Source organism: Streptomyces sp. B15, assembly GCF_018070605.1.
Lineage (GTDB): Bacteria > Actinomycetota > Actinomycetes > Streptomycetales > Streptomycetaceae > Streptomyces > Streptomyces smyrnaeus.
This window is the reverse complement of record NZ_JAGPXJ010000210.1, coordinates 1-590: the sequence shown is the minus strand read 5'-3', so window position 1 is coordinate 590 and position 590 is coordinate 1. Positions and strand designations below refer to the sequence as shown.

Annotated in this window: 2 protein-coding genes; both read left to right on the top strand. The window is 72.2% G+C overall.

The features are described 5' to 3' along the window. The coding region (locus KBY19_RS37870) for a histidine phosphotransferase family protein (RefSeq protein ID WP_210967524.1) at positions 1-284 on the top strand (284 nt) is incomplete at its 5' end. A gap of 85 nt (positions 285-369) precedes the next feature. Further along, positions 370-590 (top strand): Hpt domain-containing protein (locus KBY19_RS37865; protein WP_210967523.1); only part of this gene is annotated, 221 nt, incomplete at its 3' end.

The window sequence follows — 590 nt, the reverse complement described above, 5'->3', positions numbered from 1 at the left end:
CCGTCATGCTGGCGAGCGAGGCCCTGCCGCGCGGCGGCACGGTTCACCTGGCGGGCGAGGCGAGCGGGTTGGCGGTGTGGCCGGAGGGCCGCAACGCCGCCTGGCCCCCCTGCCTGACCGCCGCGCTGGCCGGTGACGAGGTCTCCGGCCCGCGCGACGTCATGGCGCCGCTGCTGCTGCACCTGGCCGCGGCGGCCGGGATGGGTCCCGCCCTGGCGCTCGGACGGGACGGCGCGGCCGCCCCGCTGACGCTCATGCCGGAAGCGAAGCAGCGCGTCGCCTAGCGACGTCGGGAATCGGGCGGTGCTTTACCAAATCTTCGGGCACCGACCGGCATGTTGATCCCCGCATATGGCTCGCGGGGTTCCCATGGACGACTTGATCGCCGATTTTCTTACCGAAACGAGCGAGGGGCTGGCCGGACTCGATACGGCCCTCCTCCGACTCGAGCGTCACCCGGACGATCCCCGGACGATCGGCGAGATCTTCCGCCTCATCCACACCATCAAGGGCACCTGCGGCTTCCTCGGCCTCGGCCGGCTCGAGCGCGTGGCCCATGCCGGCGAGAACGTCCTCGGCCGCTACCGGGA